Genomic DNA, 25480 nt, shown 5'->3' on the forward strand with positions numbered 1-25480 from the left:
GCAGGGCAAGGCCGAGACCAACGCCCAGGACAAGGCCGGGAACAAGGTCCGGAACAAAACCGAGACCGAGACCGAGACCGAGACCGAGCGCGCGAACATGAGCGAGACCGTGAGTCAGAACCCCACCGAGAGCAGCGGGAGTCGGCGGCCCCGCTCCCTCCCCGTGCCCGATCTCTCGCTGGTGGTGCTGGTCGGGGCCACCGGCTCCGGCAAGTCCACCTTCGCCGCCCGGCACTTCAAGCCCACCGAGGTCATCTCCTCCGACTTCTGCCGGGGGCTGGTCAGCGATGACGAGAACGACCAGGGGGCCAGCCGCGACGCGTTCGACGTGCTGCACTTCATCGCCGGAAAGCGGCTGGCGGCCGGCCGGCTGACCGTCGTGGACGCCACCAATGTGCAGTCCGAGGCCCGCGCCCAGCTGGTCCGGCTGGCGCGCGAGCACGATGTGCTGCCGGTGGCGATCGTGCTCGACGTGCCGGAGCAGGTCTGCGCCGAGCGCAATGCCGCACGGGTCGACCGGGCCGGGCTGCCGCGCCGCGTCATCCAGCGCCATCAGCGTGAACTGCGCCGGTCCCTGCGGCACTTGGAGCGGGAAGGCTTCCGCAAGGTGCACATCCTGCGAGGCCGGGAAGAGGCTGAGTCGGCCGAGGTCGTCATCGAGCGGCGGTTCAACGATCTGCGCCACCTCACCGGCCCCTTCGACATCATCGGCGACATCCACGGCTGCCGCTCCGAGCTGGAAAGCCTGCTCGGCAGCCTGGGCTACGTCATGGTGCACGACGAGTCCGGCCGCGCCGTGGACGCAGCGCACCCGGAGGGCCGTACGGCCGTCTTCGTCGGTGATCTGGTCGACCGCGGGCCGGACAGCCCGGGTGTGCTGCGCCTGGTGATGGGCATGGTCCGGGCCGGCCACGCGCTGTGCGTGCCGGGGAACCACGAGAACAAGCTCGGCCGTTACCTCAAGGGCCGCAAGGTTCAGCACACTCACGGCCTGGCGGAGACCATCGAGCAGCTGGACAAGGAGGACGACGCCTTCCGCGCCGAGGTCGGGGACTTCATCCAGGGCCTGGTCAGCCATTACGTCCTGGACGGCGGCGGGCTGGTGGTGTGCCACGCCGGGCTGCCGGAGAAGTACCACGGCCGGACGTCGGGCCGGGTGCGGTCCTTCGCGCTGTACGGCGACACGACCGGCGAGACCGATGAGTTCGGCCTGCCGGTGCGGTATCCGTGGGCCGAGGATTACCGGGGCCGCGCCGCCGTCGTCTACGGCCACACGCCCACCCCGCGCGCCAGTTGGCTCAACAACACCATCTGCCTCGACACCGGCTGTGTCTTCGGCGGCACGATGACCGCGCTGCGCTGGCCGGAGCGCGAGCTGGTCGACGTACCGGCGGAGCGGGTCTGGTACGAGCCCGCCAAACCGCTCGCCACCGAGGCTCCGGGCGGTGCGGACGGCCGTCCGCTCGACCTGAACGACGTGGCGGGAAAGCGCATCGTGGAGACCCGCCACATGGGCCGGCTCGCGGTCAAGGAGGAGAACTCCGCGGCCGCGCTGGAGGTGATGAGCCGCTTCGCGATCGACCCGCGGCTGCTGCCGTACCTCCCGCCGACGATGGCGCCCTGCGCGACCTCCAAGGAGGAGGCCCGCGGCGGCGCCGCTGATGAAGCCCGCGGCGAAGCCGCTGAAGAGGGCTACTTGGAGCACCCGGCGGAGGCCTTTGCCGCCTACCGCGCCGATGGTGTGCGTGAGGTGGTGTGCGAGGAGAAGCACATGGGCTCCCGCGCGGTGGTCCTGGTCTGCCGCGACGAGGCCGCGGCCGCCGAGCACTTCGGGGTGCCGAAGGGCGTGACCGGCGCGCTGTACACCCGTACGGGCCGGCCGTTCTTCGACGACGCCGAGACGACCGAGCGCATTCTGCGGAGGGTTCGTGACTGCGCCGAACGGGCCGGGCTGTGGGCGGAGTTGGATACCGACTGGCTGCTGCTGGACGCCGAGCTGATGCCGTGGTCCCTGAAGGCGACCGGTCTGCTGCGCAAGCAGTACGCGGCCGTTGGTGCGGCGTCCGGGGCGGTGTTCCCAGGCGCGCTCGGCGTGCTGGAGGCGGCGGCCGCGCGGGGCGTCGATGTGTCGGCGCTGCTGGAGCGGCAGCGTGACCGGGCCGCGGACGCCGCGGCGTTCACGGACGCGTACCGGCGTTACTGCTGGCGGGTCGGCGCGGATGCGGCGGCTGCGGGGGAGGCGGCGCCGGAAGCTGGGCCGTCGGCCGCGGCGAGCGGGTCCGCGGGCCGGTCGGCCGGGGTCGATGCGTTGGACGGCATTCGGCTCGCCCCGTTCCAGATTCTCGCCGTGCAGGGCCGCAACCTCGCCGGGCTGGCGCACACTGAGCAGCTGGCGCTGATCGACCGGCTGATCGCGGCAGAGGGAGAGGTCGCGACAGCGGGAGAACCGGCGGCAGTGGGAGAGGCGGCAGTTGCTCCGGCGGGCCGGACCGGGCTGCTCGCGCCGACCCGTCGGCTCATCGTCGACACCGAGGACGAGGCATCGCTCGCGGCCGGTGTCGCATGGTGGCTGGATCTCACCGCGGACGGCGGCGAGGGCATGGTCGTCAAGCCGGTGCAGGCGCTGGTGCGGCGGGAGGACGGCAGGCTCGTACAGCCGGGCGTCAAGTGCCGTGGTCGCGAGTACCTGCGGATCATCTACGGGCCGGAGTACACCCGCCCGGAGAACCTGCGGCGGCTCCGAATACGCCATCTCGGCCACAAGCGTTCGCTGGCCCTGCGCGAGTACGCGCTCGGACTGGAGGCGCTCGACCGGCTGGCGGACGGCGAACCGCTGTGGCGGGTGCACGAGGCGGTCTTCGCGGTGCTCGCACTGGAATCCGAGCCGGTGGATCCGCGGTTGTAGGGGTGTACGGAGCGTAGAGGCGTACGGAGCGTACGGGGCGTATGGGCGTACGGGCACGGCTGTGGCCATTGCTGTGGCCATCGCTGCGGCTTTGGTGAGCAGGCCGTGCCCGGCGCGTCTACGAGCTGCTGGCCCGTCTGGCCACCCGGCCGCCTATGGGAGTGCACCGCCGCGCCCAGGCCACGGGACGGTGTCCACCAGCCCGCCGACATCCCGCCGACATCCCCCGACATCGCCCCCGCGACGCTCATCTGGCCCCGGAAGCGGCCAAGATGGGGAGATGGGATTCCATGTCGACTCCGAGGCCGGGCTGCTGCGCCGGGTCATCCTGCACCGCCCCGATCTGGAGCTGAAGCGGCTCACGCCGACGAACAAGGACGCCTTGCTCTTCGACGATCTGTTGTGGGTCCGGCGGGCGCGCGCCGAGCACGACGGGTTCGCGGATGTGCTCCGGGACCGGGGCGTGGACGTGCACCTCTTCGGGGATCTGCTGGCCGACAGCCTGCGGATTCCCGAAGCGCGCACGCTCGTCCTGGACCGCGTCTTCGACGAGAAGGAGTACGGGCCGCTGGCCACCGACCACCTGCGGGCTGCCTTCGACGAACTGCCGGTGCCCGAACTCGTCGAGGCGCTGGTCGGCGGCATGACCAAGCGTGAGTTCCTGGAGCGGCACCCCGAGCCGACCTCGGTCCGCTTCCATGTGATGGACCTGGACGACTTCCTGCTGGACCCGCTGCCCAACCACCTCTTCACCCGCGACACCTCCGCCTGGGTTTACGACGGGGTGTCGATCAACGCGATGCGCTGGCCGGCCCGGCAGCGCGAGACCGTGCACTACGAGGCGATCTACCGGCACCACCCGCTCTTCCAGGACGAGGACTTCCATGTCTGGTCGGAGGGGCAGGCGGACTTCCCCTCGACCATCGAGGGCGGCGATGTCCTGGTGCTGGGCAGCGGCGCGGTGCTGATCGGGATGAGCGAGCGAACCGCTCCGCAGGCCGTGGAGCTGCTGGCGCGCGGGCTGTTCGCGGCCGGTTCCGCGCGCACGATCGTGGCGCTCGACATGCCCAAGCGGCGGGCCTTCATGCACCTGGACACCGTGATGACCATGATCGACGGGGACACCTTCATCCAGTACGAGGGCCTGGGGATGCTCCGCTCGTACACCATCGAGCCCGGCTCGGGCGATCAGGACCTCAAGGTCACCGACCATCCGCCGGAGCATATGCACCGCGCCATAGCGGCCGCGCTGGGCCTGGCCGACATCCGGGTGCTGACCGCGACGCAGGATGTGCATTCGGCGGAGCGCGAGCAGTGGGACGACGGGTGCAATGTGCTGGCGGTGGAGCCGGGCGTGGTCGTGGCGTACGAGCGGAACGTCACGACGAACACCTTTCTGCGCAAGCGCGGCATCGAGGTGATCACGATCCCGGGGAGCGAGCTGGGGCGGGGACGCGGCGGGCCGCGCTGTATGAGCTGCCCGGTGGAGCGGGAGGCGGTGCCGGGCACGACCTGAGAGCCGGTCCCGCCGCAGGTGGCAGGTGGCAGGTCACAGGTGGAGGTGGCAGGTCGAAGGTCGTCGGTGGTCGGCGTCCCGGGCCGGTGTCCGAGGCCGATGTCGGAGATCGGGGTTCACGGCCGGTGTTCGAGGACGGGTGCCCACGGACAGGCTTCTCACCGGGCGTGGCCGCGCCGCCGTGGTCTCGCCCACACTCACCGTATAGAGATACGAGAGCTCGTATACACTTCCAGGGTACGAGTTCCTCCCGTCCGCCACGAACCAGGAGCCCACCATGGCGACAGACCTCACGGGCCGCCACTTCCTCAAGGAGCTGGACTTCAGCGCCGAGGAATTCCGCCGACTGATCGACCTGGCGGCCGAGCTCAAGGCCGCCAAGCGCGCCGGAACCGAGGTCGCCCGCCTGCGGGGCAAGAACATCGCCCTGATCTTCGAGAAGACCTCCACCAGGACCCGCTGCTCCTTCGAGGTCGCGGCCGCGGACCAGGGCGCGTCGACCACCTACCTCGACCCGTCCGGCTCGCAGATCGGGCACAAGGAGTCGGTCAAGGACACCGCCCGGGTCCTCGGCCGGATGTTTGACGGCATCGAGTTCCGCGGCAGCCGGCAGTCGGACGTCGAGGAGCTCGCCGCGCACGCCGGCGTCCCCGTCTTCAACGGGCTGACCGACGACTGGCACCCCACCCAGATGCTCGCCGACGTGCTGACCATGGTCGAGCACGGTTCGGGCCGCGCCCTGGCGGAGACCGCCTTCGCCTACCTCGGTGATGCCCGCAACAACATGGGCAACTCCTACCTCGTCACCGGTGCCCTGCTCGGCATGGACGTACGGATCGTGGCACCGAAGCAGCTGTGGCCTGAGGAGGCGGTCGTCGCGCAGGCCCGCGCGCTCGCCGCCGACAGCGGCGCTCGCATCACGCTCACCGAGGACGTCAGTGAAGGCGTGCGCGGCGCGGACTTCGTCACCACCGACGTCTGGGTCTCCATGGGCGAGCCCAAGGAGGTCTGGGACGAGCGGATCGCGCTGCTCGCCCCGTACGCGGTCACCATGGACGTGCTGCGCGCCACCGGCAAGCCGGACGTGAAGTTCCTGCACTGTCTGCCCGCGTACCACGACCTGGGCACGGCCGTCGGCCGGGAGATCCACGAGCGGCACGGTCTGTCGTCGCTGGAGGTCACCGACGAGGTCTTCGAGTCCGCGCATTCCGTCGTCTTCGACGAGGCGGAGAACCGGATGCACACCATCAAGGCCGTGCTGGTCGCGACGCTGGCGGGCTGAGCCGCCGGGCGCCACGCCGCTCACCCACGCCCCTCCCGGCCCGGCAACCACTCGCCGGCCCATCCGTCTGTACGGCAGCCTGCCCGCTGCCTGTCCCATCCGCCTGCCCACCGCCGACCCATCCGCATACTCATACGGCTGGATGGGCGATCATGCAGCCACGGCGGCTACCATCGAGCCGCTCACGGGGTTCGGACCCACCGGTCCGGACCCCGATGCGTGTGGCCCCACCCCCGGCCGCGCACCGCTCCACCAGAGAAGAGAACCACCCCATGCCCCCGTCGTCAGGTCCGTCCGGACTGCGCATCAAGTCCCCCGACCTCCTCGTCGCCGAATCCGGCGCGGACCTCGAAGGCAATGGCCTCAAGCGCAGCATGGGGCTCTTCCAGCTCGTGTGCTTCGGCATCGGCGCCATCGTCGGCACCGGAATCTTCGTCGGCCTCTCCGACACCGTCGCCGAGGCCGGCCCCGCCGTCCTCGTCTCGTTCGTGCTGGCCGCCCTCACCTGCGTCTTCACCGCCTTCTCCTTCGCGGAGCTGGGTGGTGCGATACCGGTGTCCGGCAGCTCGTACTCCTACGCCTACGCCGCCCTCGGCGAGCGCACCGCCTTTCTCGTCGGCTGGTGCCTGCTCCTCGAATACGGCATCTCGGCCTCGGCGGTCGCCGTCGGCTGGGGCCAGTACCTGAACGAACTGCTGGGCAGCCTGATCGGCTGGGAGCTGCCGGCGGCGCTCTCCAGCCCGCCCGGTGACGGCGGCATCGTCAACATCCCGGCCGTCGTCGTGATGCTGCTCGCCGCGCTCCTCCTCGTCCGCGGCATCCGGGAGAGCGCCCGCGCGACCGCCGCCATGGCCGTCCTCAAGATCGCGATCCTGATCCTGTTCTGCGTGATCGGCTTTACGGCCTTCCGGGACGGCAATCTCTCGCCGTTCGCCTCGGAGGGCATCGCCGGCATCACCTCCGGCGCCTCGGTCGCGTTCTTCTCCTACATCGGCTTCGACGCGATCACCACGGCCGGCGAAGAGGTCCGCAACCCGCGCCGCAACATCCCCATCGCGATCATGATCTGCATCGGTGTGGTCACCGTCCTGTACTGCCTGGTCGCGGTCGCCGCCATCGGCGCGCTCTCCTCCGACCAGGTCGCCGACCAGCCCGCCGCGCTCTCGCTGATCGTCAACCGCGTCACCGACTCGACGCTCGGCGGCGGGGTGATCGCCTTCGGCGCGGTCGTCGCGATCGCCTCCGTCGTCCTCGCCGTGATGTACGGCCAGACCCGCATCCTGATGTCGATGTCGCGGGACGGCCTGGTCCCGCGGATCTTCGAGCGGATCTCGCCCCGGACCTCCACCCCCGTCGCCAACACCGGGATCGTCGCGGTCGTCTTCGCCATCCCGGCCGCGGTCGTGCCGCTGGACGTCGTGATGAACCTGACGACCATCGGAACGCTGGCGGTCATGGCGGTGGTCAACGTCTGCGTGATGGTCCTCCGCCGCACCCGCCCCGATCTGCCGCGCCGCTTCCGCGTCCCGCTCTTCCCGCTCAGCCCGGTCCTCGGAATCGGCTTCTGCGTCTACCTGATGTACGGCACCGGCCTGGCGACCTGGCTGCAGTTCGCCGGCTTCCTGCTCGTCGGCGCGCTGGTCTATGCGGTGTATGGGCGGCGGCGCTCGGCGCTGCGTTCGGCTTGAGCCGGCTTGGTTGCTCGCCGTTGTCGGCTTTCCCGCCGTGGGGGTGTCTCGCCGTTGCGCCTGCGGCGGGCGTGGTTTTGTCGGGTGCGGTGACAGCCCTCCGGACTCCGTCCTGCGGGCTGTCCCCTCCCGTGGGTGGGTGGTGAAACTGAGTGGGGGCCGACGTTGAGTGTCCAGTTCCCATACGAATCGTCGACTGGGCGCGCGTGATCGATTACGTGCACCCACACCGTCTTTTCCCACACTCAACGGGAGGGGCCGGACCGCAGGACGGAGTCCGGAGGTCCGGAACCGCACCCGACAGCCCCGCGCAGCGGCACCGCCCGCCGCAGGCGCAACGGCGGGAAAGCCGGAAGCGCGGCTCAGGCAACGCGCAGCGGACCGGCCCGCCGCAGGCGCAACGGCGAGCAACCCCCACGGCGGGACAGCCAAAGACGCGGCCCAGGCAAAGCGCAGCGGATCGCGTTCTTGTGACGACAGTCACCAACCAGTGATAACTTCAAAGGGCATCCGGAGAACATCCACCGGCCGACCCGCCAAAGGGGGCAGGCAGCCCGATGAGCCCGTTCGCAGGATCCGCCCGCAGTACCGACGCATGGCAGCACATCCGCGTGACCAGGGACGACGGCATCGCCACCGTCACCCTCGCGCGCCCGGAGAAACTCAATGCGCTCACCTTCGAGGCCTATGCCGACCTCCGTGATCTGCTCGCGGAGCTGTCCAGGGAACGCTCCGTACGCGCCCTCGTCCTCGGCGGGGAGGGCCGCGGTTTCTGCTCCGGCGGCGATGTCGAGGAGATCATCGGTGCCACGCTGGGGATGGACACCGGGCAGCTGTTGGACTTCAACCGGATGACCGGCCAGGTCGTACGGGCCATCCGCGAGTGCCCCTTCCCCGTGATCGCCGCTGTCCACGGGGTCGCGGCCGGTGCCGGCGCCGTTCTCGCCCTCGCCGCCGACTTCCGCGTCGCCGACCCCTCCGCCCGCTTCGCGTTCCTCTTCACCAAGGTCGGTCTGTCCGGCGGCGACATGGGCGCGGCCTACCTCCTGCCCCGCGTCGTCGGCCTCGGCCACGCCACCCGGCTGCTGATGCTCGGCGACGCCGTCCGCGCCCCGGAGGCCGAACGCCTCGGCCTCATCAGCGAGTTGGCGGAAGAGGGTCAGGCAGACGTGGCGGCCGCGGCGCTCGCCCGGCGGCTCGCCGAGGGGCCCGCGCTCGCACACGCCCAGACCAAGGCGCTGCTCACCGCGGAGCTCGACATGCCGCTCGCCGCCGCCGTCGAGATGGACGCCGCCACTCAGGCGCTGCTGATGAACAGCGCCGACTACACCGAATTCCACGCCGCCTTCACCGAGAAGCGGGCCCCCAAATGGCAGGGGAAATAGGCGTGGGCGGCGCCGCGCGGATCGCGGTCATCGGCGGTGGCCCCGGCGGCCTGTACGCCGCGGCCCTGCTCAAACGCCTGGACCCCGGCCGCGAGATCACCGTCTGGGAGCGCAATGCCCCCGACGACACCTTCGGCTTCGGTGTCGTCCTCTCCGACGAGACCCTGGGCGGGATCGAGCACGCCGACCCGGTGGTGTACGAGGCGCTGCGCCGCGACTTCGTGCGCTGGGACGACATCGACATCGTGCACCGGGGCAGGACGCTGACCTCCGGGGGGCACGGTTTCGCCGCCCTCGGCCGCCGCCGTCTGCTGGAGATCCTGCACGAGCGCTGCGCCTCGCTCGGTGTACGGCTCCGCTTCCGCGAACCAGCCCCGCCGGCCGAGGAGTTGGCGGCCTCCCACGATCTCGTCATCGCCGCGGACGGTGTGCACAGCCTCACCCGGGAGTCCCACCGGGAGGCGTTCGGTCCGCAGATCACCACCCACCGCTGCCGCTACATCTGGCTCGCCGCGGACTTCGCCTTCGACTCCTTCCGCTTCGAGATCGCCGAGACCGAGCATGGGATCGTCCAGCTCCACGGCTATCCCTTCGCCCGCCCGTCGCCCGACGAGGACCCCTCAACGCGGCCCTCCGAGCCGCAGTATCCATTCGGCGCGAGCACCGTCATCGTCGAAATGCGCGAGGAGGTCTGGCGGGCGGCCGGGCTGGACCGGTGCGACGAGCGTGCGTCGAGTGAATGGTGCGCCAAGCTCTTCGCCGGTGCCCTGGGCGACCGCCCGCTGCGCTCCAACAACTCCTCCTGGATCGCCTTCCGTACAGTCGTCAACGAGCGCTGGTCGGACGGCCGCATCGTGCTGCTCGGCGACGCCGCGCACACCGCGCACTTCTCCATCGGCTCCGGCACCAAACTCGCCGTCGAGGACGCCCTGGCGCTCGCCGCGTGCCTGGAGGAACAGGGCACCCTGCCCGAGGCGCTCGCCGCGTACGAGGCCGAGCGGCGCCCCGTCGTCGCCTCGACGCAGCGCGCCGCCCGCGCCAGCCTCGCCTGGTTCGAGGACCTGGCGACCTACGCGGGGCAGCCGCCGCACCAGTTCGCCTTCAACCTCCTCACCCGCAGCCGCCGGGTCACCCACGACAACCTGCGGCTGCGCGACGGCGAGTTCGCCGCCTCGGTGGCGAAGGAGGCCGGCATCCCGCCCGGCACACCACCCATGTTCACGCCGTTCCGGCTGGGCGGCCTGACGCTGCGCAACCGGGTCGTGGTCTCCCCGATGGACATGTACTCCGCCGATGGCGACGGCACCCCGGGCGACTTCCACCTCGTCCACCTCGGCGCCCGCGCGCTGGGCGGCGCCGGGCTGGTGATGACGGAGATGGTGTGTGTCAGCCCCGAAGGGCGCATCACCCCTGGCTGTACGGGCCTGTACACGCCGGGCCATGAGGCCGCCTGGCGCCGGATCACCGACTTCGTGCACGCCGCCGCCCCCGGCACCGCCCTCGGCGTACAGCTCGGCCACTCCGGCCGCAAGGGCTCCACCCGGCTGATGTGGGACGGTATCGACCAGCCGCTCCCGGACGGCAACTGGCAGCTGACGGCCCCCTCCGCGCTGCCGTACCGGCCCGGCGTCAACCAGGTCCCGCACGCCCTGACCGAACCCGAACTCGCCACCGTACGCGAGCAGTTCGTCCGTTCCGCCGAGTCCGCCGCCCGCGCCGGATTCGACCTCCTCGAACTCCACTGCGCGCACGGCTATCTGCTCTCCGGATTCCTCTCGCCGCTCACCAACCACCGCACCGACGCCTACGGCGGCGACCTCGCCGCCCGGCTGCGCTTCCCCCTGGAGGTCTTTGACGCGGTCCGCGCCGTCTGGCCGGCCGGACGCCCGATGACGGTGCGTATCTCCGCGACCGACTGGGCGGACGGCGGCACCACCGCCGAGGACGCGGTCGCGATCGCGGGCGCCTTCGCCGCGCACGGCGCCGACGCCATCGATGTGTCCACCGGCCAGGTCGTTCCCGACGAGCGCCCCGACTTCGGCCGCTCGTACCAGACGCCGTTCGCCGACCGCATCCGCAACACCGTCGGCGTCCCGGTCATCGCGGTCGGCGCCATCTCCTCCTGGGACGACGTCAACTCCCTGGTACTGGCCGGGCGCGCCGACCTGTGCGCGCTGGCCAGGCCACATCTCTACGACCCGCACTGGACGCTGCACGCGGCCGCCGACCAGGGCTACACGGGGCCCGGCGCACCCTGGCCGCGGCCCTATCAGGCAGGCAGCCGTACCCCGCCGACCGGCCGTACCGACGCACCGAAGCCCCGCCTCACACTGCGGTGACGGGGCGGTCGGCGGGGCGATGGACCGGCGGCGGTCGGTCGGCGGCAGTCAGTTCGTGCGGAGCGAGGCGTCGGTGCGCGTCGGCAGACTGGTGATCCGCGCCGCGAGCACCGGCCTGCCGTGCTGCTCGATACCGACCTCGACCTGCCTGCTCCCGTCGTCCCCGTGTGCGGTCGTCCGGGCCTGCACCCAGCTCGGCGCGTCCATCTCGGCGTAGCGTTCGAAGGAACACTCCATCGTGACGGGCAGCGCGAAGCCGGGCGTCGCCGTCTGCGCGGCCTGCCGGGCGGCCTCGATCATCAGCATCCCCGGGGCGTGGTCCACCGGGTGGTCGAAGAGCACCGGATGCGAGGTGTCCACCCGCAGTTGCCAGCGGTCGGGCCGGCCGGTGGGGGAGAGCACCACATCCCGGGCGCGGTCCCGGGCGACCAGCTGCGGGGCGACGGCCTCCGGCAGCGGCAGCTTCCGGGCGTTGGCGAGCCGCAGATCGCTGTACTCGCCGCGCAGCCGGCGGTAGACGGCCGGGCTGTGACAGGAGAAGTCGACCACGGCGGTGGCCAATTCGGCCCCGTCACATGCGATATGGAACTCCTGCCGGGCGCTGACCAGGCGCTTCCCTCTGCGGACCACATCGTGGTGGGTGATCTGTAAGGAGACCTCGGCCGGTACCGTCGCGGCACGCAGGGCCGACGGCGAGCTCGCGAGGCACGGTCGTGGTGAGCGTCTGCGGTCGGTTTCGGTCGCCGGACCGGCTTCCGAAGTCGCGGCGCTGAGCGAGCGGGTACGCGGCGAGAGTGGCGCTGGCCATGAGGTTCCCTTCCGGTGGCGGCCCTCAGCTCCGTAGCGGCTGAGGCCTGGCGGCGGCATAGCGGCCCACTAAGATACGAACCATGTGGTTTGTTATCTAGTGCCGAAGAGGGCATGAAGGGTGCCGAGAAGGGCCATTGGTGAGGCAACCGTTGGTCAGGAGAGTCGTTCCTGCGCCGGGTGGCGGGCGGGCTGACGTCAGATGGCCATGCTCACGCGGCGCCCCTGCGGGTCCAGATGACTCAGCGCACCGGGCGAAGCGAGACCCGGCAGTGTGTGCTTCCACAAGGCCGTGACGCGATGCGGCAGATCGGCGCGGTCGGTCGCGGCGCGCGAGAACAGCTGCACCCCCATATAGGCGGCGACGAAGAACTCCGCCGCCCGGTCCGGCACGACGGCGGACAGCAGCTCACCGTTTGCCCGGGCTTCGGTGAACATCGTGGTGATGATGTCCGTCCACGTCTGATAGGGCATCAGTGGATCCTCGCTGAACGTCGTCTCGACCGCGATACGCGTCCCGGCCTGCAACAACGGGTCGCTGCGCAGGGCCAGCGCCACGTGGTGGGTGAAGTCGATGGCGTCCTGCAGCCGGGAGTCGGTGGCCTGCGGAAGGAAGGGGTCGATCTGCTCCGTGATGACCGCGCGGGCCAGCGCGTTCTTGGAGGTGAAGTGGAAGTAGACGGCCCCTTTGGTGACTCCGGCGCGCTGGATGATCTCGGCCATCGTGGCGGCCTGGTACCCGCGTGTGCCGATGACGTGAGCCGCGGCTTCGAGGACGGCGCGTCGGGTGCGCACTGCGCGTTCCTGCTTGACCACCGATCATCCTCCGTATGCAGTCTTGAAGTTGTTGTGCATGAGTGCGACCCGCAGCCCGTGGCGGCGCAGTCTATTTCCGCATCATAAAGAAGCCAACCAGGCGGTATTGAAATCCGAGCCGGGATGGTGTTGGCGTGTTCCGGTGCGGTGTCGCCGGGGCGCGGGGCACTGTCCGATGCCGCGCGCCGCCCGTGCTCAAGGTGAGCCGCAGGGGGTCTGACCTCGGGTCACCTTACGGATGGCGCGAACCCGGTGCGGAGCGCCGGAGCCGGGGCCCCTGGGCCGGATCGCGGCGGGGCCAGGGCCGGTACGCACTCATGTGATGGCGGCGTGGTCGCGTCCATCACCCTTACGGATGGCGGGAGTTCGGCGTTGCGCCGGTTGTCGCGGGCGCGGAGGCTTGACCTCGGACGGCCCGGCTGCGCGCGGAGCGGGGATGCGTGACGGCGGACGGCGGTGGAACCGGTGCCGTCCGGCCGTGTCGGGTTCGTGATCGGTGTCGGAGCCGGGGGTTCTGCGACCCGGGGAGGGATCAGCCGGCCGGGATGCGGTCCGGCGTCGGGGTGCCGGCGGCCGCCGCGCCGGACAGCAGCGTCCACAGGCCGACGATGGACTCCTTCTCCCACCACGTCCGGTCGGCGCCGCCCAGGTGCAGCAGGCCCACCACGATCGAGGTCAACAGCTGGGCGGAGCGGCGCGGTTCGGCGTCCGATTCCCGCGGTCCGTCCGGTTCGGCCGCCCCCAGGGGCGCGAGGGGTCCCACGGGAGCCCCCGTCCCGCAGGTCACCGCTTTGTCGAGGAACAGCGCGTACCAGCGGTGCTCCAGGGCGTGGATATCGAGCCCTGGTGCGGTCTCCGGCCGCAGTCGCAGTCCGGCGCGCAGGACGACATCGGACTCCACCCGGGCGAACAGCTCGACGGCGAAGTCGCGTACGGCGACGGCGAGCGGCTCCGGGGAGCGGGCGAAGCCGTCTTCGATCCCGTGCAGCGTGGCGAGTGCGGCGTCGCGCACCGCGAGCGTGAGGTCGTCCTTGGACGTGAAGTGGAAGTAGAGGGCGCCCTTGCTCAGGCGGGCCCGCCGGCTGACTTCGACCATGCCCGCCGCGGGCACTCCCTTTTCCAGGAAGGTCTCTGCCGCCGAGCGGATGAGCGCCTGGCGGCTCTGGATGGCGCGATGCTGCGTGGGCACGGTGTCCGTCCCGTCTCTAGTACGGCTGCGAGCTCAATGCAGTCTACATAGAAAACCAACCATGCGGTTCGATATGATGAAGCCAAGTGGCTGGATGTACATGGGCCCTGTCGCGAACGCGTCCATGGGTGGATCGTTCGACAGTCAGCGTCCAGAGTGGGGTCTGCGCTTACCAGTGTGGCCTTGAAGGGGAGTGCTGTCGACCCGCAAGGGCATGGCAGGGGCACATTGACAAACAGCGCAGGCGGTTTTTAAATCTCCGACAGGCGGTAAACGGGACCAGCCCTTCCGTGCAGCCGCCTCGACCTCGCGTACCGCCTTTGGACAGTGGTGCGTCATGGCGAGACCGTCTCCGCCTCCCCCGTCGTCGACCGCAGGCCGCCCCACCGGCCGAGCCCGCAACGTCACCCGAGCCACTGCATCCATCGGAATCCGGAAAGGTCTCCAGCCATGCGCGTATCAGCGGAAGTGGGCGAACGTCCTGTAAGAGGCGCGCGGTGCGCCGGCGGCGAGACGATCAAGGCCGCCGTCTTCGATCTCGACGGCACGCTCGCCAACACCCTGCCCGCGATCAGTAAATTGCTGGTCAAGGTGGCCTCGGAGCAGGGGTGCTCGGTGACCGCGCGGCAGGCGGCGGCCGCCATCGGCAAGCCCCCCGGCCCCGCCTTCGGCCGGCTGCTGGGCAGGCCGGAGGACGACGGCCGGGTGCAGGCCGCCATCGCCCGCTACCGCGAGCTGTTCTCCTACGAAGTCCTCTGCCAGGGGCCGCAGTTGCTCTTCCCCGGCGTCACGGCGGGACTCTCCGCGCTGCGCGCCCACGGCGTCGAGCTGGCCGTCGCCACGTCCAAGACCACCCGGAGCGCCGAGGCGCTGCTCGACGTCATGGGCGTCCGCGACCTGGTCGGCCCGGTCATCGGGCAGGACATGGTCCGGCGCGGAAAACCGCACCCCGAGATGGTGCTGCGGGCGGCCGGCCGGCTGGGCGTCGCGCCCTGGGAGAGCGCGTATGTGGGGGACACCGTAGGGGACATGCGGATGGCGGTGACCGCGCGCATGGAGCCGGTCGCGGTCACCTACGGCATCGGTACGTTCGGCGAGCTCGCCGCCGTCGCCGGCACCCGGATGTGCAGCTCCTTCAAGGACGTGGTCTCCGTGATCGCCGCCGCCAGGCCGCGGCCGGCCGTCGCCGCGGGGCTGCCTCGCCGACGCTGAGCGCGGCCCGAGGGTACGCATGCCAGGCGTGCCGAACCCGGGCCAGCGGGCCAAGGGCAGGCCCTTAGGGGGCGTCCCGTACGTAACGGGCGCCCGCCACCCGTAGTTTGGTGTGCAGCCGGCCGAACACCTCCGCCGCGCGGCCGCCCGGCCAGCCTTCCGGCAGGAGGGGAGAGGGCAGGCCGGGATCTGCGTACGGGAGGCGCCGCCAGGCGTCCAGTGCCAGCAGATAGTCGCGGTAGGCCGCCTCCGGGGGCACCACGCGCCGCCGCGACCACTTCTCCAGGACCGGCGCATGGTCCGCCAGGAAGGCGCGGTGCTGCGCGGCGATGGCGTCCAGGTCCCACCACCGTGCCACCGCCCGCGCGGTGGGCTCGAAGCCCGCGTGCGCCGCCGTGAACAGATCGACGTACGAGGCGAGTTGGAGCCGCTCCAGGGTGTGCCGGGTCTCCTCGTAGAGGTGCGCCGGCGCGATCCACACGCCCGGCGCGGCGGTGCCGAAGCCCAGCCGGGCCAGCCGGGAGCGCAGCAGATGGCGTTTGTGCCGCTCCTCCTCGGGGACGGAGAAGACGGCCAGCACCCAGCCATCGGACAGCCGGGCGGCCGGCCGGCCGTAGATCCGCCGGTCGCCGTCCTCCAGCAACTGGCGGGCGGCGTCGGAGAGTCCGTAGGCGGCGGCCCCGGTGGCCGTACGCTCCGGGACGAGCAGCCCCCGGCGCTTGAGCCGGGAAACGGCGGAGCGCACCGACGGCGGATCCACACCGAGCACGCCGAGCAGCCGGATCAGGGCGGCGACCGGCACCGGACCGGCCGCGCCGCCCGGCTCTTCCGGCGCGCCGCGCCCGTAGGCGCCGTAGAACGTGACGATCAGGGACCGTGGGGTGCGCTGCGTTTGCTGGTCGGTCACCGGGTCACTGTAGATCCACTCCACGCAGCCGGAAGCGCTGGAGCTTGCCGGTCGGGGTGCGGGGGAGAGAAGCGCGGAAGACGAACTCGCGCGGGCATTTGTAGGGAGCGATCCGGGTTTTGGTGAATGCGCGGAGCGCGGCGACGGTGTCATCCCCAGGTGGGACACCCGTCCGCAGCACCACATGCGCGACGACCACCTGCCCGCGCTCCTCGTCGGCCCGGCCGACCACGGCGGCCTCGCACACATCGGGGTGCCGCAGCAGCGCCTCCTCGACCTCCGGGCCCGCGATGTTGTAGCCGGCCGAGATGATCATGTCGTCCGCACGGGCGACATAGAGGAAGTAGCCGTCGGGCTCCCGGATGTAGGTGTCACCGGTGATGTTCCAGCCGTCCCGCACGTACTCGGACTGTCGGGGATCGGCGAGATAGCGGCAGCCGGTCGGGCCGCGCACCGCGAGCAGCCCCGGCTCGCCGTCCGGCAGCGGTGTCCCGTCCGCAGCCACCACCCGCGCCTGGAAACCCGGCACCGGCAGCCCGGTCGTCCCCGGCCGGATCGCGTCGTCGGCGGCGGAGATGAAGATATGCAGCAGTTCCGTCGCGCCGATGCCGTTGATGATCCGCAGGCCCGTTGCGTCGTACCAGGACTGCCAGGTCGCGGCGGGCAGATTCTCGCCGGCCGAAACGCACCGGCGCAGCGAGGAGATGTCGTGCCCGTCGAGCTTGGGCAGCATCGCGCGGTAGGCGGTCGGCGCGGTGAACAGCACCGAGATCCGGTGTGCCGCGATATCGCCGAGCAGCCGCTCCGGCCCGCCCCAGTCGGCGAGGACGGCCGAGGCGCCGGCTCGCAGCGGGAAGATGACCAGGCCGCCGAGGCCGAAGGTGAAGCCGAGCGGCGGACTGCCGGCGAACACATCGTCCGGGTCCGGTCGCAGTACCCGCGCCGAGAAGGTGTCGGCGATGGCGAGCACATCGCGGTGGAAGTGCATACAGCCTTTTGGACGCCCTGTGGTGCCCGAGGTGAAGGCGATCAGTGCGACATCGTCCGCGGAGGTGGCGACGGGTGTGTACGGCGCGCCGCCGGGGCGAGCGAGCTGCCGCAGATCGTCCGGGGCGTCCCCGCCGTATGTCGTGATCCGCAGTTCCGGGACCTCGGCCTTGGCCAGGTCGTCGACGGAGCGGACGTCGCACAGTGCATGCCGCACCTGGGCCATCTCGCAGATCGTGGCGAGTTCGTCCGGGCGCTGGGCGGCCAGCACCGTCACCGCGACCGCGCCCGCCTTCATCACCGCGAGCCAGCAGGCGGCCAGCCAGGGCGTGGTGGGGCCGCGCAGCAGCACACGATTGCCCGGCAGCACCCCCAGCCGGTCGCTGAGCGCGCGGGCGATCGCGTCTACACGGTCGCGCAGCTGCCCGTACGTCCACACCGCGCCGGTGGCGTCGCGCACCGCCGGCCGGTCCGGGCCCAGCCGCGCGATCGTGCCGTCCAGCAGCTCCGCACCGCAGTTGAGCCGGTCGGGGTAGCCCAGATCGGTGAGGTGCGGCCACTGCTCGGGAGGTGGCAGCCGGTCGCGCGCGAAGGTGTCGGCATGGGCCGAAGGCCGTAGCTCCATGGCGGATGCGCCCCCTTGCGCCGAGGTGGCCGACGGGCGGCCGGGGAAGGGATGGGGGACTGCGGCGGCCGGTGCGAGAACCGGGCGGGCCGGGCGGGGAGGTCCGGTCCTGCCGGTGCGGGAACCGGTCGGAGGCTGATCGAGGAGTGCTCAAGGTCTGCTCGGGGACTGCCGTTCGGATCCGCCGTCAGCGTAACGTGTTCGTGACGGCAGTCAACAGACCGCGATAAAAGACCATCAGTGCAGCGCTACCAGGCCACTGCATCGCTACCAGGGGAGCGCCTTGTGACCGCATTCGCGTTGGAACCGGACGAGCAGGAGTGGTGCGCGGAATTGCGCGCGCAGACGGCCGAACGGCTGCGCCCCCTGGCGGAAAAGGGCGAGGCAGGCCGGATCAACCGCCCGCTGGTCGCCGCCCTGGGCGAACTGGGGCTGCTGCGCCGCCTGTTCCCCGCCGAAGGAACCCTGCGCGCCCTGGACCTCTGCCTGTTGCGGGAATCCCTCGCCCAGGAGTGCACGGAGGCGGAGACCGCGCTGGCGCTCCAAGGGCTGGGCGCCTATCCGATCGTGCAGTCCGGGACCCCGGACCAGCGTGCCCGCTGGATGCCGGAGGTCGCCGCGGGGCGGGCGGTCGCGTCCTTCGCGCTGAGTGAGCCGGGCGCGGGATCGGACGCCGCTGCACTGTCCCTGGCCGCCGAACCCGACGGCCCCGGCGGTTGGCGGCTCACCGGCGAGAAGTGCTGGATCTCCAACGCCCCCGAGGCCGACTTCGCCACCGTCTTCGCCCGCACCGGGGGCGCGGCCGGCGCCCGCGGCGTCACGGCCTTCCTGGTCCCCGCCGACCGGCCGGGACTGACCGGCACGCACCTGGACATGCTCAGCCCCCATCCCATCGGGACGCTGGAGTTCGACGGGGTGCCGGTGACCCGTGCGGATGTGCTTGGCGCGGTCGACGGCGGCTTCGGCGTCGCGATGCGCACGCTGAATCTCTTCCGGCCGAGCGTCGGCGCGTTCGCGGTCGGCATGGCGCAGGCCGCGCTGGACGCGGCGCTGGCGCACGCGGGCGCGCGCACCGCCTTCGGCGGACCGCTCAAGGACCTGCAGTCCGTCGGCCATCAGCTCGCGGAGATGGCCACCCGCGTCGAGTCCGCCCGCCTCCTGGTGTACGCGGCCGCGTCGGCGTACGACACGGCGGCCCCGGACATCGCCCGCCGCTCGGCCATGGCCAAGCTGCTGGCGACCGAGACCGCCCAGTACGTCGTCGACGCGGCCGTCCAGATCCACGGCGCGCGCGCACTGCGCCGTGGCCACCTCCTGGAGCACCTCTACCGCGAGGTGCGCGCGCCGCGTATCTACGAGGGCGCTACCGAGGTACAGCGGTCGATCATCGCGAAGGAGCTGTACCGGACGCCGACGTGAGAGGAGGACGTGAGAGGAGGGCGTGAGGGGACGCGAGAGGACATGGAACGGCGCTGACCCATCTGCCGTCGAGGCCGGATCAGCGCCGCGTCCTTCAGCTGTTGGCCTTCCAGACCTGGCCCAGCTTGCAGCGGCCCGGAGTCGGCCCCTGCTTGTTGGGGTCCTTGATGAAGGTGCCGCTGATGTTCGCGGGACGGGTCTGGCCGGCGGGCACCTGGACCGACGAAATCTGCGCGGAGCCGAAGGTGGCGCCGGTCCCGTCCGTGAACTGCACCGTGCCGTTGTACGTCGCGTCGCCCTGCGAATTGCCGTTGGTCACGCTCAGCGTGGCGCTCAGCGTGCCGGCCGCGCTGTCTACCTTGCAGTCCGTGATACGGATGTCGGACTCGGGCGCGGTGGTGGATCCGCTCGTCGGCGACCCACCGGTGGTGCTCCCCGAGCTGCTGTATCCGCCGCTCGTGCTGCTGCTGGAGCTGCTGCTGGAGCTGTGGCTGCTGCCGCAACCCCCGCCGTGTGAGCCGCGTGCACCCGTCAGGGTGACGGCCACCAGGCCGAAAACGGCGACAGCACGAATATGACGACGATTCACGTCGGATTCTCCCCCGGGGTAATCGGCCGCCCACCCTGGGCCGCCGACGGATACACGTACCCGTACGCGTACCTGACTGACAATGCGCCCGTCGTGTCCTCGACGAGTTTCTTGACGAGCGCGCGTCAGGCTAGCAAGCGAGCGGCCCGACGCCGAATCGGGCCGACGGGCGATTGTCAGTGGTGGGTGTCAGGCTGAAATCCACCAAGGATCCGCGAAGGGAATCACGATGATCACGACTGACTTCGTCCCCGGCTCACCGTGCTGGCTCGATCTGGGTGCCCCCGATGTCGAGGCCGCGGCCGCCTTCTACCAAGCAGTGTTCGACTGGCAGGCCGCACCGTACGGCGAGCAGGAGTCGGGCGGTTATTCGCTCTTCCGCCTCGATGGCCGGGTCGTCGGCGCGGTCGGCCCGCTCACCGAGGGAGGCGCCCGCTCGGCCTGGACGATTTACTTCAACACCCCCGATGCCGACGCCACCGTCAAAGCGGTGGAGCAGGCCGGCGGCTCGGTCCGTACGCAGCCCGCCGAGGTCGCATCGAACGAGGGCCGCTTCGCCCAGCTCACCGACCCGCAGGGCGCCCAGTTCGCGGTCTGGGAGCCGGGGCGGTATCCGGGCCTCGAAGCGGCGGACGGACCGGGCAGCCTCGGCTGGATCGAGCTGTACACCACCGACTCGAAGGCCGCGCAGTCCTTCTACGGCACGGTCTTCGGCTGGACCACCCAGGACATGCCGCTGCCCGGCAATGGTGGTGGTGTCTACACCCTGGTCACCCCCGCGGACTGCGGCCAGGAGCGGATGCACGGCGGCATCATGGCGGTGCCGGACATGTTCGAGGCCGGCGGAAAGCCGTACTGGCACCCGGTGTTCGGTACCGCGGACTGCGACGCCACGGTCGCCCGGGTGCGGGACAACGGCGGTGGCGTGTCGATGGGGCCCGAGACCGCCGTAGGTGTCGGCCGGCTGGCCGTCTGCACCGACCCGTCCGGCGCGGAGTTCGTCATCCTCACCCCGGAGTCGGCGGGCTGACCCGGGCGCGCGTCACGCCCCACGGCCGGTGCGCCGACGAGCGCCAATTGGCAGGACGGCGCGACGGCCCCTCAGGCCGGCCTGCCCGGCGTACGACAGCGGAGGCAGGGCGTTTGGTCGGCACGGGCATGCGTGGGTGGTACATGGTCGGGCGGTTCTTGAGGCATCAGCCGGCCCATCGCCCGGACAGGAAGGTCAGAGCGAAGACGGTTACCAAGGGGCCTGCGAGGCTCAGGTAGACGGTCTTGAATCGTGGATGTCGCAGGCTGTATGCGGCCAGGGTGATCCACAGGGGCCACCACAGCAGGCTTGCTCGGGGGATCGAGGTGTACCAGTAGGAGGTTCCCAGCGCCCACAGACTGAGGCCGGTGTAGAGGGCTTCGGGCCATCGGCGTTGCCGGATCAGCAAGCCCAGCAGGAGCAGCCCGACGAGCATGGCGGCGAGTTCGGCCTGAAACATGAAGCCGTACCCGGTGGCGTGGGTGTGGTCGAAGGCGGCTTGCCAGGTGTGTTGCCAGGCTTCCCAGGGGGCGTGGAAGGTGCGGTACCAGCCGCGTTCCTCCGCGTGTTTCCAGGCCATCCAGTCACCGGTGTGTGCCTGCAGGTACCAGCTGTAGAGGACTGCCGGTACGGCGGGCAGGGCCAGCCAGGGCAGCGAGCGCCGGTCGCGGCGGGTGCGGGCGGCGAGCACGAAGTGCAGAGCGATGGCGGCGGCAAGGAAGAGGCCGCTGACGCGGACGGCGGTGGCCAGGGCGGTCAGGGTGGCTGCGAGGGGCCAGTTACGGCGCTGGGCGGCGAGCCAGGCGGGCAGTGCGAGGGCGAGGAAGAGCGCTTCGGTGTAGCCGGCGGCCAGGAAGATCGCGCAGGGGGAGACCAGGAAGAACAGGACGGTGCGTCGGCCTGCGTTCGTGTCGGGCAGGTGCAACCTGGTGATCCGGGCCAGAGCCAGCACGGCGATGCCTCCGGCGATGAAGGAGATCAGCAGGCCGGCCGTGGTCCAGTGCGGGATGACGGTGTGTACGGCCCGGAGCAGGAGCGGGAAGCCGGGGAAGAACGCTTCCCTGTTGTCCCAGCCGGCCTGCCAGGGGCCTCCCTCTCCGGGGAAGTAGCCGTCACGCGCTATGTGCAGGTAGTGGCTCCAGTCCCACTGCTGGAAGGGGGCAAGAGCCGAGGCGGCGCTGTGGGTGTTGCGGTCGGCGGGGAAGAGCCATCGCGTGCAGTAGGCGGTGGTCCAGATACCTATTCGGGTCAGTAGATAGAGCCAGAGCACCTCGCGGTCGGCAGGGCCGAGGGGCACGGCACGGCGTCCGAAGAAGGCTGCTCGCGGGCGGCGTGGGCGGCGCGGGCGGCGCGGGCGGGAAATCCTGCGTATCCGAGTCGGCGGTGACGGGGCTTCCGGCGCGACGGAACCTTGCGTGGGCAAGGGCGCTTCCTTGTACAGACTGGGGGATATGGCGGGCATATAGGGCTCTCTAGGGCGCATGTGGGCGTGTGGGATCGCCCGGCGGCGGTCGGCCGGGTCATGTGGTGGGGCGGTGCGTCAGGGCGGTGGCGGACTCGTACTCAGGGACGTGGGTGGTGCCGTGGTGCTGGACGCGCCGCCCGCCATGCCCTGGGTGGACGCGGACGTGGGCGGGGCCGAGGTTCCTGCCGTGCTTCGGCCGGGGGAGGGCGTACCGGTCATCGGGGGGTGGCTGCCGGGCAGGGTGGGCATGGGGGACGGCTTGGAAGGAGAGGGGGTGGTGGCGGGTGGGGCGGGGCTGGGGCTGCTGGGCAGAAGAGCGGCCGCGGCTGCGGCTCCGCCGCCGAGGACCAGGCATGCTCCGGCCGCGAGCACGGCCATGCGATGCCGGTGCACTCGCTTCCCGCGCTCGGTGATGGCCGAGACCGGTGCAGTGTGCGCGCGCGATTGGGCGCTGGAGGCCGCTTCCTGGAACAGGGACCGCAGCGGGTCGTGGGGTTCAGGCATCGGGGTCCTCCTCAATGCGCGGGTCCTGCAGGCGGTGGGAGAGCGCGGCCCGGCCTCGGGCCAGATGCGTCTTGACGGTGCTGGCGGACAGTCCGGTCTCACCGGCGATCTGCTCGACGGTGAGGTCGCACACGTAGTGCAGGGTCAGCGTGCGGCGCTGCTTGGTGGGCAGCTCTCGCATCGCCGCCACCAGGGCGACCTGCTCGGGCCCGGGGCCTTCGGCATGTGGTGGGGCACCACTGCGCTGCCACGCATCCGCCGTGCGCCGCCGAAAGCGCCAGCGGCTCACGGCCAAACGCCAGGCGACCGTGCGTACCCATGCCTCGGGCCGGCCGTCCCGATCCAGCTGGCTCCGTCGGCTCCACCCCTTGACGAACGCCTCCTGCACTACGTCCTGCGCCTCGTGCAGGTCGCCGAGCATCACGTACAACTGCCCTGTGAGCCGCGCGGCCGTCTGGGCGTAGAACTCTTCGAACTCCTCGACGGTCAACAGCCACTCCCGGATCTCTCGCTTCACTCCGCATACGCCCGGCACACGGCATCCGGTCGACACAGGGCGCGAGAAACCAGCGTGGTGGTTCTCACGCAACCGATCCTGGCCGACACGCGTCACGACGACAGACGACAACGAACAACGACAGGCAAAGACAGGCAAAGACAGGCAAAGACAGGCAACAACGGATAACGACGGACTCAGCCCTGCAGCTCAACCGGATCGAGGCCGTTCCTTCCCGGCCTCGACCGGTACCGAGACGCTGCAGGGTCATCGGCGACCCGAGCGCTGAGGGCACGTACGCGGACGGCGCCGATCGAGCCCCTCTTGTGATGGAGCCCCTCTTGTACGGGAGGTACTCAGCTCGATTAGCGTGCGTTCGGGTTCGCGGCGCACTTTCCGTTATCGCGCGCCCCCGCCGGCGGTCTCCCTTGTGTCGGACGGGACAGGCGAGGATCGAGAAGGGGAGTGGACAGGCGTGGGCGTGAGCAGCGAACACGACAGCGTGATGGTGGAGGCGGCGCGGCGGGGTGACCAGCGGGCTCAGGACGAGCTGGTCGCCGCGTATCTGCCGCTGGTGTACAACATCGTGGGCCGGGCGCTGAACGGGCATGCCGACGTAGACGATGTGGTGCAGGAGACCATGATCCGCGCGCTCGGCGGTCTCGCTTCGCTGCACGACCCGGGCAGCTTTCGGTCCTGGCTGGTGGCCATCACGATGAACCAGATACGCGGCCACTGGGAGAAGCACCGTGCCGCACCGGCCAGTTCGGATCTGCAGGACGCGTACGACGTGGCCGATCCGGGCGCGGACTTCGTGGATCTGACCATCGTGCGGCTTGGTCTGGAGGGGCAGCGGCGGGAAGTGGCGGAGGCCACCCGCTGGCTGGACACCGACGACCGGGCGCTGCTGTCGCTGTGGTGGCTGGAGGCGGCGGGCGAGTTGGGGCGGGCCGAGGTGGCGGCCGCACTGGAGCTGTCGCGGCAGCACACCGCGGTGCGCGTGCAGCGGATGAAGGCACAGCTGGAGACGGCCAGGGTTGTGGTGCGGGCGCTGTCCGCGGTGCCCCGCTGTGTGCTCCTCGACCAGGCGATCGGGATCTGGGACGGCGTGCCGTCGGCACTGTGGCGCAAGCGGATCGCGCGGCACGCGCGTGACTGCACGGTCTGCGCGGGGTTCGAAGCGGGACTGGTGCCTGCCGAGGGGTTGCTTGTGGGCCTCGGCCTGGTGCCGGTGGCCGGGGTGCTGGGAGGGCTGGCGGGGCTGGCCGCCCTCCAGGGGGCCGGGGCGTCCGGCGAGACGGTGGCCTTCAACACGATCGCTCACACGGGCATGGACGGCCATGTCCGCACGGGTGGCCTCACGGACGCGGGCGGGGGGTTCGCGTCACCTGCTGGCGACACCGCCGTCAACGGAACGCGGGGCGGTGGCCGAATACACGATCGCCAGACCCGCCGAATACGAAGGCGGCGGCGTGGTGCCACCGTGGCCGCCGCCGTCGCCCTGCTGGTCGCGGGAGGCACGGCCGGCGGGATGGCCGTGCTGTCGCCGGACAAGGAGCGCGATACGGTGCGGTCGGCGCCCGGCACCGAGCCGCAGTCCGCGACGCTGTCGGCACCCGCGACCTCCCCCTCGTCGTCGCGCACCACCTCGAAGTCCCCGTCTCCCTCGCCCAGCAAGTCCGCCGCCCGGAAACCCTCCTCGACGCACTCGGCTGCCACTCCGCGCCCGTCGAAGACCGAAGCGCCGGCCAGGCCCGCGCCGCGGCCCACACCCAAGGACGATCCCGCGGACACCCCGGCCGAGAAGGTCCTGGCGATCGTCAACACCGAGCGGGCCAAGGCCGGTTGCCGCGCCTTGACCTCCGACGACCGACTGGCCCGCGCCGCCCTGCTGCACAGCGAGGACATGTCGCACAACGGCTACTTCGACCACACCAGCCAGGACGGCCGCACCTTCGCCGACCGGGCCCAGGCACAGGGCTACGGCAGCCCCGGCGCCGAGAACATCGCCCGCGGCCAGAGCTCTGCTGCAAGCGTGATGGAGTCGTGGATGAACTCGCCGGGCCACCGCGCCAACATCCTCAACTGCTCCCTGACCACCATGGGCCTCGGCCTGGTCACGGACGACTGGACCTGGACCCAGGTGTTCGGCTACTGAGTCGTGCTCGCCATCGCGTCGGCAGTTTCGCCAGAGCCCGCTCCATACCGGGATCACCGGGGAACACCTGCCGCAGGAGCTCGGCTTCGGGGCGGGGGTGACGTGTCGGCGCCGCCTGCCCGAGTGGACCGAGGCCGGGGTGTGGCGGAGCCGCGGCACCC

20 protein-coding genes and 1 pseudogene are annotated in these 25480 nt (G+C 71.1%); 12 read left to right on the plus strand and 9 right to left on the minus strand.

The features are described from left to right. Window positions 1–97: 97 nt before the first annotated feature. From AB0I10_RS18260 to AB0I10_RS18285, 6 genes are all read left to right on the plus strand, one after another. A complete protein-coding gene (locus AB0I10_RS18260; RefSeq protein WP_363153536.1) occupies window positions 98–2905 on the plus strand; it encodes a polynucleotide kinase-phosphatase in 2808 nt (935 codons plus the stop codon). Window positions 2906–3185: 280 nt separating this feature from the next. After that, window positions 3186–4421, plus strand: a complete 1236-nt coding sequence (locus tag AB0I10_RS18265) for an arginine deiminase (protein ID WP_363153493.1) — start codon at window positions 3186–3188, stop codon at window positions 4419–4421. A 277-nt stretch (window positions 4422–4698) separates the two neighbouring features. Continuing rightward, on the plus strand, window positions 4699–5703 hold the full coding sequence (gene argF, locus AB0I10_RS18270) for an ornithine carbamoyltransferase (protein WP_363153494.1): 1005 nt from the start codon (window positions 4699–4701) through the stop codon (window positions 5701–5703). 272 nt (window positions 5704–5975) lie between these two features. Next, entirely contained in the window at window positions 5976–7391 is a 1416-nt protein-coding gene (locus tag AB0I10_RS18275; RefSeq protein WP_363153495.1) for an amino acid permease, read from the plus strand. Window positions 7392–7948: 557 nt separating this feature from the next. Further along, complete coding sequence (locus tag AB0I10_RS18280) at window positions 7949–8776, plus strand: enoyl-CoA hydratase family protein (RefSeq protein ID WP_363153496.1); 828 nt, start codon at window positions 7949–7951, stop codon at window positions 8774–8776. Continuing rightward, complete coding sequence (locus AB0I10_RS18285; RefSeq protein ID WP_363153497.1) at window positions 8761–11115, plus strand: bifunctional salicylyl-CoA 5-hydroxylase/oxidoreductase; 2355 nt, start codon at window positions 8761–8763, stop codon at window positions 11113–11115. The genes AB0I10_RS18280 and AB0I10_RS18285 overlap by 16 nt, the downstream gene beginning before the upstream one ends. A gap of 48 nt (window positions 11116–11163) precedes the next feature. Here AB0I10_RS18285 and AB0I10_RS18290 read toward each other — a convergent pair whose 3' ends face one another. The 3 genes from AB0I10_RS18290 to AB0I10_RS18300 all read right to left on the minus strand — a co-directional run bounded on the left by AB0I10_RS18290 (window position 11164) and on the right by AB0I10_RS18300 (window position 13927). Further along, complete coding sequence (locus tag AB0I10_RS18290; protein ID WP_363153498.1) at window positions 11164–11982, minus strand: ScbA/BarX family gamma-butyrolactone biosynthesis protein; 819 nt, start codon at window positions 11980–11982, stop codon at window positions 11164–11166. 138 nt (window positions 11983–12120) lie between these two features. Continuing rightward, window positions 12121–12738, minus strand: a complete 618-nt coding sequence (locus AB0I10_RS18295) for a ScbR family autoregulator-binding transcription factor (RefSeq protein ID WP_363153499.1) — start codon at window positions 12736–12738, stop codon at window positions 12121–12123. 532 nt (window positions 12739–13270) lie between these two features. Beyond that, window positions 13271–13927, minus strand: coding sequence for a TetR/AcrR family transcriptional regulator (locus AB0I10_RS18300; RefSeq protein ID WP_363153500.1), 657 nt, complete (start codon window positions 13925–13927; stop codon window positions 13271–13273). A 450-nt stretch (window positions 13928–14377) separates the two neighbouring features. Between AB0I10_RS18300 and AB0I10_RS18305 the strand changes: the two genes are divergently transcribed. Beyond that, window positions 14378–15139, plus strand: coding sequence for an HAD family hydrolase (locus AB0I10_RS18305; RefSeq protein WP_363153501.1), 762 nt, complete (start codon window positions 14378–14380; stop codon window positions 15137–15139). 64 nt (window positions 15140–15203) lie between these two features. Here AB0I10_RS18305 and AB0I10_RS18310 read toward each other — a convergent pair whose 3' ends face one another. Both AB0I10_RS18310 and AB0I10_RS18315 read right to left on the minus strand, forming a co-directional pair. Beyond that, window positions 15204–16046 (minus strand): PaaX family transcriptional regulator C-terminal domain-containing protein, encoded by an 843-nt coding sequence (locus AB0I10_RS18310; RefSeq protein ID WP_363153502.1) that lies wholly within the window; start codon window positions 16044–16046, stop codon window positions 15204–15206. 4 nt (window positions 16047–16050) lie between these two features. Further along, a complete protein-coding gene (locus AB0I10_RS18315; protein ID WP_363153503.1) occupies window positions 16051–17658 on the minus strand; it encodes an AMP-binding protein in 1608 nt (535 codons plus the stop codon). 285 nt (window positions 17659–17943) lie between these two features. Here AB0I10_RS18315 and AB0I10_RS18320 point away from each other — a divergent pair, with 285 nt between their 5' ends. Continuing rightward, entirely contained in the window at window positions 17944–19077 is a 1134-nt protein-coding gene (locus AB0I10_RS18320; RefSeq protein WP_363153504.1) for an acyl-CoA dehydrogenase family protein, read from the plus strand. 94 nt (window positions 19078–19171) lie between these two features. On the opposite strand, the gene AB0I10_RS18325 is transcribed toward AB0I10_RS18320, so the two are convergent. Beyond that, window positions 19172–19396: a hypothetical protein gene (locus tag AB0I10_RS18325; RefSeq protein WP_363153505.1), complete on the minus strand. Its 225-nt coding sequence runs from the start codon at window positions 19394–19396 to the stop codon at window positions 19172–19174. Window positions 19397–19445: 49 nt separating this feature from the next. Here AB0I10_RS18325 and AB0I10_RS18330 point away from each other — a divergent pair, with 49 nt between their 5' ends. Both AB0I10_RS18330 and AB0I10_RS18335 read left to right on the plus strand, forming a co-directional pair. Next, window positions 19446–19655: a hypothetical protein gene (locus AB0I10_RS18330; RefSeq protein ID WP_363153506.1), complete on the plus strand. Its 210-nt coding sequence runs from the start codon at window positions 19446–19448 to the stop codon at window positions 19653–19655. Window positions 19656–19895: 240 nt separating this feature from the next. Continuing rightward, on the plus strand, window positions 19896–20696 hold the full coding sequence (locus AB0I10_RS18335; RefSeq protein WP_363153507.1) for a VOC family protein: 801 nt from the start codon (window positions 19896–19898) through the stop codon (window positions 20694–20696). 166 nt (window positions 20697–20862) lie between these two features. On the opposite strand, the gene AB0I10_RS18340 is transcribed toward AB0I10_RS18335, so the two are convergent. From AB0I10_RS18340 to AB0I10_RS18350, 3 genes are all read right to left on the minus strand, one after another. Beyond that, the gene (locus AB0I10_RS18340; RefSeq protein ID WP_363153508.1) at window positions 20863–21993 is read right to left on the minus strand and encodes a mannosyltransferase family protein; all 1131 of its coding nucleotides are present in this window, start codon (window positions 21991–21993) and stop codon (window positions 20863–20865) included. Between the two features lie 243 nt (window positions 21994–22236). Next, window positions 22237–22665, minus strand: a complete 429-nt coding sequence (locus AB0I10_RS18345) for a hypothetical protein (RefSeq protein ID WP_363153509.1) — start codon at window positions 22663–22665, stop codon at window positions 22237–22239. Next, window positions 22658–23155, minus strand: coding sequence for a SigE family RNA polymerase sigma factor (locus AB0I10_RS18350; RefSeq protein WP_363153537.1), 498 nt, complete (start codon window positions 23153–23155; stop codon window positions 22658–22660). The genes AB0I10_RS18345 and AB0I10_RS18350 overlap by 8 nt, the downstream gene beginning before the upstream one ends. Before the next feature lie 487 nt (window positions 23156–23642). On the opposite strand from AB0I10_RS18350, the gene AB0I10_RS18355 reads away from it, so the two are divergent. Together AB0I10_RS18355 and AB0I10_RS18360 are read left to right on the plus strand one after the other, a co-directional pair. Further along, window positions 23643–25319, plus strand: coding sequence for a sigma-70 family RNA polymerase sigma factor (locus AB0I10_RS18355; RefSeq protein ID WP_363153510.1), 1677 nt, complete (start codon window positions 23643–23645; stop codon window positions 25317–25319). Between the two features lie 40 nt (window positions 25320–25359). Beyond that, a pseudogene (locus AB0I10_RS18360) lies at window positions 25360–25464 on the plus strand (IS5/IS1182 family transposase); the annotation flags it as partial. Between the last annotated feature and the right edge of the window lie 16 nt (window positions 25465–25480).

Source organism: Streptomyces sp. NPDC050636 (assembly GCF_040654775.1).
GTDB lineage: Bacteria > Actinomycetota > Actinomycetes > Streptomycetales > Streptomycetaceae > Streptomyces.